Annotated in this window: 9 protein-coding genes; all 9 read right to left on the bottom strand. The window is 34.3% G+C overall.

Annotated features, from left to right (window positions below):
- Window positions 1–479: 479 nt before the first annotated feature.
- A complete protein-coding gene (gene nifU / locus WMO18_RS09855; RefSeq protein ID WP_022505358.1) occupies window positions 480–917 on the bottom strand; it encodes a Fe-S cluster assembly scaffold protein NifU in 438 nt (145 codons plus the stop codon).
- Entirely contained in the window at window positions 917–2092 is a 1176-nt protein-coding gene (gene nifS / locus WMO18_RS09860) for a cysteine desulfurase NifS (protein WP_211148116.1), read from the bottom strand. Before nifS ends, nifU begins: the two co-directional genes overlap by 1 nt.
- Before the next feature lie 114 nt (window positions 2093–2206).
- Window positions 2207–2920, bottom strand: coding sequence for a tRNA threonylcarbamoyladenosine dehydratase (locus WMO18_RS09865; protein ID WP_211148117.1), 714 nt, complete (start codon window positions 2918–2920; stop codon window positions 2207–2209).
- 46 nt (window positions 2921–2966) lie between these two features.
- Window positions 2967–3380: an RrF2 family transcriptional regulator gene (locus WMO18_RS09870; RefSeq protein WP_022505361.1), complete on the bottom strand. Its 414-nt coding sequence runs from the start codon at window positions 3378–3380 to the stop codon at window positions 2967–2969.
- A gap of 26 nt (window positions 3381–3406) precedes the next feature.
- A complete protein-coding gene (locus WMO18_RS09875) occupies window positions 3407–4381 on the bottom strand; it encodes a zinc ribbon domain-containing protein (RefSeq protein WP_367286573.1) in 975 nt (324 codons plus the stop codon).
- A gap of 10 nt (window positions 4382–4391) precedes the next feature.
- Entirely contained in the window at window positions 4392–5831 is a 1440-nt protein-coding gene (locus WMO18_RS09880; RefSeq protein WP_211148119.1) for a leucine-rich repeat domain-containing protein, read from the bottom strand.
- 17 nt (window positions 5832–5848) lie between these two features.
- A complete protein-coding gene (locus WMO18_RS09885) occupies window positions 5849–6796 on the bottom strand; it encodes a hypothetical protein (protein WP_211148120.1) in 948 nt (315 codons plus the stop codon).
- 160 nt (window positions 6797–6956) lie between these two features.
- A complete protein-coding gene (locus WMO18_RS09890) occupies window positions 6957–7727 on the bottom strand; it encodes a PP2C family protein-serine/threonine phosphatase (RefSeq protein ID WP_211148121.1) in 771 nt (256 codons plus the stop codon).
- 130 nt (window positions 7728–7857) lie between these two features.
- Entirely contained in the window at window positions 7858–9138 is a 1281-nt protein-coding gene (locus tag WMO18_RS09895; protein ID WP_367286574.1) for a hypothetical protein, read from the bottom strand.
- Window positions 9139–9680: the final 542 nt, after the last annotated feature.

Consider the following 9680-nt stretch of genomic DNA (forward strand, 5'->3'; position numbering starts at 1 on the left):
GTATATTAGACCTTTCGGTTTAACATCTTATTAAATCGTCAAGCTCATTTCTGAATACTTGCGTGTTTGTGTTTTTTTAGTGTTCACATTCACTATCCTTAAAACTTGAGTCATTTAACTCAAAGTCATTTTCGGGTTTCTTGTTCGTTGTTTAATTTTCAAGGTCCGTTGTTCCTTCTGAGTTTCTTCCTTACTCTCGATTTCTCTTAAGTTTTTCCATTCCCTCAGCGGAACGTGTTTTATTATACGGCTATTTTGCCTCTTTGTCAACACTTTTTTTCAACTTTTTTTAAATTTTTATTTTCCAATACCTTAAATAGCCCATTCCTATGCCATTTCTCAGACTTCACTTTTTTCAATCTTTTTTGATATTTCTTTATATAATACTGTATTTAACCTAAAAATAAAAAAGATGAAAAAATATTTTTTAATATAAAAAAGGAGAGCATAATGCTCTCCTTAATAATACTAATTATATATTAGTGATGGTCACCGTGACAATCTACGCAACCCTTTGGTGCTAATAGTTCAGGTTCATAGAAGATACCGTTCTTGTCATAGTAATCCTTAACTGCTGCTTTAACTGCTTCTTCAGCTAGAACAGAACAGTGAACCTTTACCGGTGGTAGACCATCAAGAGCTTCAACAACTGCTTTATTAGAAAGTTCAAGAGCCTTGCTGATAGGCTGACCCTTAATCATTTCAGTAGCCATAGAAGATGATGCAATTGCAGATGCACAACCAAATGTATTGAACTTTACATCTGTAATAATATCATCCTTAACTTTAATATAAATTTTCATAATATCGCCACACTGAGCGTTACCTACTTCACCGATACCGTCAGCGTCTTCAATCTTACCAACATTTCTTGGGTTAGTAAAATGGTCCATAACCTTTTCGCTATAAAGAGCCATTATTTTTCCTCCTTCATCATTCTTTCCCAAACAGGTGACATACCTCTTAGATATGTTACTACTTCAGGAACAACCTTAATAATATGGTCAATCTCTTCTTCAGTATTAAATTCACTAATAGAAAGTCTTAAACTACCATGGGCAATTTCTACAGGTACACCAATAGCAAGTAGAACATGGCTTGGGTCAAGGCTACCACTTGTACAAGCTGAACCGGAAGATGCTTCAACACCCTTTTGGTCTAGCCATAGCAAGATACCTTCACCTTCGATACCTTCAAAGCACATATTAAGTGTACCGGGAAGGTGATGTTCCATATTACCATTAAGTCTTGACTTTTCAATACCCTTTAGTCCATCAACCAGCTTGTTACGAAGTGAAGTTACATACTTCATATTCTTATCAAGATTTTCAGTTGCTTCAACTAAAGCTGCTGCCATACCAACAATACCCGGCATATTTTCTGTACCGGCTCTCTTCTTTCTTTCCTGAGCACCGCCCTCAATAATGTTGGTTAGCAAGATACCCTTGCGAGCATACAAAGCACCAACACCCTTAGGACCATGGAACTTATGACCACTCATAGAAAGCATATCAATATTCATTTCTTTTACATCAATCGGAATATGTCCAACGGCTTGTACTGCGTCTGTGTGGAACAGTACACCTTTTTCGTGACAAATTGCACCAATTTCTTTAATTGGCTGAATTGTACCGATTTCGTTATTTGCAGTCATTATAGTAACAAGACAAGTTTTGTCTGTAATTGCGTTTTTAACATCCTCAGGTTTTACAATACCATCAGAATAAACATCAAGTAATGTTACTTCAAAGCCTTCCTTTTCAAGAGCCTTTAAAGTATGAAGAATTGCATGGTGTTCAAACTTACTGGAAATAATATGATTTTTACCTTTACGCTTACCCATATAAGCAGCTGAGCGTAATGCTTGGTTATCTGCTTCACTACCACCGGATGTAAAGTAAATTGTTGATGGTTCGGCATTAATGCACTTAGCCACCTTTGCTCTGGCATCCTCAAGATATTCTTTAGCCTTTTGGCCAATAGAGTGAAGTGAGCTTGGATTACCGTAAACATCTGCAAACATTGGCATCATAGCATTTAAGGCAGTATCACTAATCTTTGTTGTTGCTGCATTATCAGCATAAACTAACATTGGTTTCACTCTCCTATTTCCTATAAACTTTATAGGAATAAAATAACACATAATTCCTAACATGTCAATAGGAATTATGCGTATATTCTTTATAAAATATTCATTTGTTGTTTTTTATCCGTTAAAACCTGTAATATCCTTAATAACTTCACCGGCAATAATAAGTCCCACCACACTTGGAACGAAAGCGATTGAACCTGGGACAGTTCTTTTATTTGTAACTTCTTCACTTTCCAAAGGCTTTAGTGGTTGCTCCTTAGAATAAACAACCTTTAACTTTTTGATGCCTCTTTTCTTTAATGCACCACGCATTACTCTTGCTAATGGGTCCATACTTGTTTTGAAAATATCAGTTACTTCAAAGGCAGTTGGGTCAAGTTTGTTACCTGCACCCATTGATGAAATTAATTTTACATTATACTCCTTGCATTTTTCTGCCAGACCGATTTTTCCGGATACTGTGTCTATTGCATCAACTACATAGTCAAATCGTCTGAAATCGAAATTCTCGGCATTTTCAGGTAAGAAAAAGCAATCATACTTATTAACAACTGTTGATGGGGAAATATCCTTAATTCTTTCTTCCATAACATCAACTTTCAACTTACCTACTGTTGAATGAGTTGCAATAATCTGTCTGTTAATATTAGTCAAAGATACGGTATCGTTATCAATAATATCAATTGTACCCACACCACTTCTTGCAAGTGCTTCAACGGTGAAACCACCAACTCCACCAACACCAAAAACTGCTACTCTTGAATTCTTTAATTTTTCTAATCCATCAGAACCAATCAAAAGTTCTGTACGGGAATACTGACTTATCATTTTACACCTCTACACAAAGAATGGTCGGACTAAGCCGACCATTACTTTACTCTACTTTACCATTAATTAAATCTTCAATAGTTACACTTTCAAGGTAACTATCAATTACACTATCAAGTTTTTTCCACATTGGAAGAGTAATGCAGTCGTGAGCTTCGTTACACTGAACATCACCACAATTTACACAAGCTACCGGTGCAAGAGAACCCTCGCTGGCCTTTAAAATCATACCTACTGTATATTCACCGGTTGGTCGGTTAAGTTTATAACCACCTTTTTTGCCACGCAAAGAGTCAAGCAAACCATGCTTATTTAAATTTGACACAATGCTTTCCAAATATTTCATTGAAATTAACGACCGTTCTGAAATATCTTTAAGAGAAATATATTCATCATTGCCATTAATAGCAAGGTCAATAATAACTCTAAGTGCATATCTTCCTTTAGTTGAAACTATCACTAAATCACTTTCCTTAAACAGTAAAATTACTGTGCCATTTTAGTTGGTACTTGTTGTAAATAAGCCTTTGCACCATCTGTTTTGCCATCAACCTTAAATGTACCGTCTTCCTTAGAAAGTACAAATGTGTTTTCTACATAATCACCTGTAGTTGCATTAGTTGTTGATGCAATATAAACATAGATATATTGGTCACAAGAAACTGTCTGTGTGTAACCTACAATAAATGATTCGTAACCTGCACAAGTATCCTTGTACTGATTATAGATTTCTTCAATTTCAGCATCTGTATAAGCTGATGAGAAGTAAGTCTTGAACTTAGCTAAATCACCCTTAGCACAAGCATCTTCAATATCAGCATAGAAACTCTGAGCTGTCTGTACTGCTGTAGTGTCGTTAGCAGTTGATGACTGAATGTAAGAATCAACACTTTGTGCAGTTGTTGGAACTGTTGTAGCAGGAACAGTAGTTGTATTCTTTGCCGCAGTACTTGTAGATACTGTAGAAGGAACAGTTGAAGTTGTTGTACCTCCACTTGGCTTTGAGTTGCTATTACATGATGCAACAAAAATAATAATCAAGCAAATAACAATTACTACCACACAACCACCTGCAACAAACTTCCAAGTGTTGCTCTGTTTATCATCTACATATGTATCGTTATAATCTTCTTTTTTCTTTTTCTTAGGCTTTGACTTTTTCTTTGGTTTTTCAAATGAACTTGTAATGTTCTTATCTTCAACAGGAGGTTCTTTTGTAGAAACCTTAGGAATAAAACCTGTATTTGAAGATGTATAAGAAGAAATATCTTCATATTCATCTTCATGAACTTTCTCTACAGGTGAACCGTTAAAAGCTGCATTAATCTCTTTTTCAAAAGTTTTTAGATGGTCAGGCATTTCACTACCATCAATACCCTTTAGAAAGTTAGTTTTTTCGCCACAATTAGGGCAAACTTTACTGTTTATATCAATATCCTTACCACATTTTTTACAAAACATAAAATCCTCCTTATTCCTCTAGCTTATGCCACCAGTTAGTTGCCGGTTCAACTACATTTCCATATTCATCATAGGATTTTGTGTTGTAGCCTTCCGGAACTTTAATAGCTAACCAAATCGCACCACTGTCTTCAACATAATAGTCAACAACCTTCTGAACATTAGTGTTCCATTCCAGATAATGACTGGAACCTGACTTACTGTGCTGGTCATAGAACAAATCTGTATAAGCTGTGAAAGTATAGTTTTTATCTAAGAATTTCTTTGCTACTGATTCAGCCTTAGAACGCTCATCGTTATAAAGCTCTATACTGATAGAGAATTCAATATTTTTGTTTTGTTCAGAACCCTCATTCTCAATACCAAAGTAATATTTCTTTTCTTTCTTTAAGTCAGCAGTTAATGTTGTTGTATGGTTTTTGCCACTACTGCTTTCATCTGTCTGGGCATTTCCCATTGTACTAAAGTCATTAATCTTTAAATAACCGTCAATTGATGCTTCAACAGTAATTGTGTACTTTGCACTTTCATAAGGAACAAAGCTAAATAAATAACCTGCACCGTAACCTGCCTTTGATGTTGTATAAGTTTCTTCATCATTTACTCTAACAGGTGTAACATTAAGTGCTTCACCCTTTTTGTTAGTTGGTGTAAAGTTAATGTCATTTTCTGTAGCATAAACCATTGACTGAGAACCGGGTACACCTTGAATATAGCTATTGTTGCTATCTTTCATTATATCTTCACCGATAGAAGTAACTGTTTCAGGAATAAAAATATCAGAAAGTTTATTACAAGAAGCAAAAGCCTTGTCACCGATTTCTGTTATACCGTCTTGTAACTTAATATAATGAAGTGACTTACAATTAAAGAAAGCTCTTTCGCCTATTCGTTTAAGTGTACTTGGCAAAGTAACGGACTTAATGTCACTTTCGGCAAAAGCCATATCTGCAATGCTTACAACGGACTTACCGTTAATTGTGTCGGGAATTTCAATTGTAGCATCGCTACTCTTTGTACCGGTGATTTCAACACCACCATCAACACTTGAATATTTATAATTTGTATCGGAAAATACATGGATAATGCCCTCTTTGTCAAGGAACATTACGCCACCACCTAAGATACAGATTATTAAAATAATAATCAAAACAGGCTTAAATACTTTCCACTTTTTATTTTCATGATATTCGTCATCATCAAACATATCGTCACTGTAGTAGTTTTCCAGATAACTATCATCTTCATCATACTCCAGCTTAGGTCCTGTATAAGAAGTGTGACCATATGTGTTTTTGTAAGCAGTATGTTTACTGCTATAGTCTGCAAGTTGTTTCTTGGTATTATTAATAGCTATAATCTTTTCATCTTCAGATATAACATATCCACAACCTTTACAACTATTAAAAGAATTGCCGTTTTCACGAGAACATTTCGGACAAATCCACAAAGAAAATCACCTTCTCCTTATCTATAATAATCTGCCTTATAATTATTCCACAATTCTTCTACTTTAGAAGTGGAATTTTCTTCCTTTGCCTTAGAGATTGGCTCAATGTATTCATTAAACATCTTCTTTGTTCTTTCAAAGAAGTAGTGCTTTAAGTCCTTAAAATCATCAAAACCAAATGCAACAATCATAATAGCAAAGTCGTCTTTTGCAAATTCACCAACAAGTCTTCTTAGTAAGCTTTCCCACTGAGCAACATTCTTTGCTCTGTTAAGTGTATAAAGTAAAGCATACTCAAATTCCATTGGTGTTGCAAAGCTACCATAAGCACCGTCTGTTGCAGTTACTAAAATAGTAGGTGCATCTGTTCTGACTGTTTTAATATTAATCTTAAAGTCAGTTTCAGCATTTACAAGGTTAATAACTCTTGGTTTCTTAGTTTCATCAATAGGACTAATCTGTTCAACAACATCATCCTCTGTAATCTGACAAAGACCGTTCTTGTCAAGGAAATAACCTCTACTGTTACCTGCCCAAAGATACTCAAACATAATGCTGTCTTTCTTGCTATAATCACAAGCAATGATACTTGCAGTTGTTGGTACTAAAGCAGTATCCTGATTATCGGCAAAGTTCTTCTTTACCTTATCAATATATTTCTTTAGGTCGGAAGTCAGCTTAATGCTATCCATTTCACTAAAAGTAAAGTTACCGTTTTGGAACATTTTTATTGTGCTTTCTGCTGCCAATCTACTGGCAATATAGCCACCGGTTCTTGTGCCTAGCTTTGAGTATGTAGTTGAGTCCATCTCACCAAAGCCATCAAACACACCGATAAAACCACCATTGTCGTTGAAACAATAGCTATAGCTGTCTTCATCTCTGCCTTCACTGCCACGACCTGTAACAGATAGGGCAATGTTTAATTTTCTAATGCCCATTTTTACATCCTTATAATTCTCCATAAATACCTCTGCCCTAAAATACAATCTTATTTTTCTATATATCTACAATATCAAACATATTTTGCATATAAATTCATTATACAAAAACTAGTTTATTTCATCAATGATTATGACTATTTTGTAATAATAAAAAAGTTAACAAGAAAATACATAAGTTGTACTAACTTGTTAACTCCTCTAATTCACACACAATAACTGTAATGTTGTCGTTACTTCCTTGCCCTAATGCTTGGGAAACCAAAATATCCGATGCATCAGTTACCGACTGTGCTACATGACAAAGAACCCCTACTTCTTCATCATTAAGTTTTTCTGTTAAGCCATCGGAACAAATAATATATCTGTCACCGTTACAATACTCTTCTGTAGAAAGTGCCGGTGAAAATTCCTTTTCTTCTTCACCCATACCAACATACTGAGTAATAATATTTTTGAAAGACTTAAGTTCTTCCGGCAACACATGGTCAACAGACAACTGTTCTATCTTTCCGTTTCGCACTTTATAAATTCTTGAGTCACCAACATTGCCTATAGAAATTTCATTCTTTCCAAAGACAATTCCGGCAAATGTTGTACCCATATGCTCAAGCTGATTTTCTTCAGCATAAGTATGAACCTTGATGTTCATTTCCTTTGCACATTCAAGTATATGGTCTGAAAGGCTTTTGCTTTCGTCCCCGAAGTTATAATTCCTTGCAACATCAGTAGCCATTGAAGAAGCAACCTCACCTTGCTCTCCACCACCCATACCGTCAAAGACAGCTAGGATTTTACTATCGTCACTGAGAATTTCTCCATAATAAGAGAAATCTTCTTCATCATTTATATCTCTTGAATGTCCGTCACAAAGCAAATTATCTTCATTATTTTTACGAACATTTCCTGTTGTACTCATTGCGTGATATTTAATTCTGTAATGCTTATTTTCCATATAATCACCGCAAAATCCCTATTGTTTTACAATATTATAACACATCAACAACAAAATTGCAACCTACCCACTAAAACACAAAAAAGCAGTTCCTTTTTTGTAGAAACTGCTCAATTGAAATATTTACTGTTTACATTATATAATCGGCAACTGCCTTACCTACATCTTCACCTAAAACTGAACGAAGAACAAATGAAACTGAGGTTTTGAAGATACCATTTATAGAGTCCTTAAACTCTGCACCACCTGACTGTACCTTTGATTTATCCACCTTAATGTCACTTACATTAGGAGTATCACTAATCAGCAGTTCACCATATAAAGTGCTTTTGTTACCGATTGAAAGGTACTTCTTGTCACCTATTGTAAATGTACCGATATTGGTGTTGTCATTTACTCTGTTTACAATCTCATTGTCATAGTAGTAAACCTTATACACAATATCCTTGTCCTTTTTATTAGCAAGGTTCTTTGCATTATCCTCTAAAGTTTCTGCAATAGTTTTAGGGTCAAATTTATCACTTTTACCACCCAGCACATTGTAGTAAATATACTTAGTAACCTTCTGAGTTTCCTCATCGGATTTCATTTTATCTGCAACACTTGAAAGTATATTGGCAAACAGCTTGTTGTTGAAAGTAAAGGTAGTTACATCACATTCCATACCCTTAAATTCTTCGGTGCTTTCCTTAATAAAACCATCTTCGATTTTACCTGAAATACATTCCTTTGAGAATGTATATGCCCACTTTGCAAGTTCAATTTTTCCTACTTCATAATCTTCTTTATTTACAGTAGTAGGTACTGTTGTTGAAGTAGCAGTTGTTGTAGTTGCAGTTGCAGTAGTAGTTTTCTTCTTATTATTTTTGTTACTTGATGAACTTTTCTTTTTAGGGGCTTTTTCCTTAAGATTTATAACATAAGGCTCACTCTCATTAATTGAAGAAGAAAGGTAGTTACCGTCAATAAGCAACTCATAATCCATAATGTTGAAAACATTGAACTCTGCCTTTAACTTATCCTTTTCAACTGACCTTTCAACATCAACTGCAATGTCGGAAGAATCAGCACCTGTAAATGAAAGAATAGATTTATAATCCTGACCTAAAGCAAGGTTGCCTTTTACAGAAAAATCTTCACTTGCAATAGCAGAAATATTCATACCTTCTTTGTAAACATAATAATTTACCGGTCCTAAAATTGCCTTTAGAATTTGGTTTCTCAGTGCGTAGCAAGTAACACCACCACCAATAATCAGCACCAAAACAACAATTAAAATAATACCGGCAGGTCGCTTAAAGAAAGGCTTTTTTGTTTTCTTTTTCTTCGGAACTTTTTCCACATTTTCTTCATCAAATGTGAAAAAGTCCTTTTCAGTTTTATTTTCTTCCATACCTAAACCTACTTCCATAATTATGTTTACAATATATAACATATTTCTGCATTAGTCAATAAAAGCATTATACTTTATTTTATCCCATTAATTATAAAATTTAAGATTATTTCTCTATGATTATAAGAAATCCTCCCCATAACGGAGAGGATTTCAAGAAAGGGTATGAGAACGATTATTATCTCTTGTACTTTAATTTATTGCATATTTTATTTAAGCATTTTAATTCTATTTTTTCTTAACTGTTTTTGCTTATCTATTTTCTTAGATATTCATATTAAATAATTTTACTTATTCTATGCATTTGTGCTAACCTTTTATTTGGTCTTCTATATATAATACTTTTCAAACCCACAAAAGGTCGCAAAATTTTTAATTCTTTTATTTTTAGTTTTTTAATTTTGATTATGGGTAAAGGCTAGAATGATAAATTTGGGTTTTCAATTTTGTTTCTGCGTTACGATAAATTAGTTTTGCAAATTTGGGTTTGTAGGGCTAAATGTAAAGTGTTAAATTTCAGCAAATAAGGCTCCCTTGTGTAAAGGGAGCTGTCGCTTGTA

This window comes from Ruminococcoides intestinihominis, assembly GCF_040096285.1.
Lineage (GTDB): Bacteria > Bacillota > Clostridia > Oscillospirales > Acutalibacteraceae > Ruminococcoides > Ruminococcoides intestinihominis.

What these genes read in the sequence shown, in the direction of transcription:
- nifU (WP_022505358.1), bottom strand. Translation starts at nt 917, where the DNA reads ATGGCTCTTTATAGCGAAAAGGTTATGGACCATTTTACTAACCCAAGA.
- nifS (WP_211148116.1), bottom strand. Translation starts at nt 2,092, where the DNA reads ATGTTAGTTTATGCTGATAATGCAGCAACAACAAAGATTAGTGATACT.
- WMO18_RS09865 (WP_211148117.1), bottom strand. Translation starts at nt 2,920, where the DNA reads ATGATAAGTCAGTATTCCCGTACAGAACTTTTGATTGGTTCTGATGGA.
- WMO18_RS09875 (WP_367286573.1), bottom strand. Translation starts at nt 4,381, where the DNA reads ATGTTTTGTAAAAAATGTGGTAAGGATATTGATATAAACAGTAAAGTT.
- WMO18_RS09885 (WP_211148120.1), bottom strand. Translation starts at nt 6,796, where the DNA reads ATGGAGAATTATAAGGATGTAAAAATGGGCATTAGAAAATTAAACATT.
- WMO18_RS09890 (WP_211148121.1), bottom strand. Translation starts at nt 7,727, where the DNA reads ATGGAAAATAAGCATTACAGAATTAAATATCACGCAATGAGTACAACA.
- WMO18_RS09895 (WP_367286574.1), bottom strand. Translation starts at nt 9,138, where the DNA reads ATGGAAGTAGGTTTAGGTATGGAAGAAAATAAAACTGAAAAGGACTTT.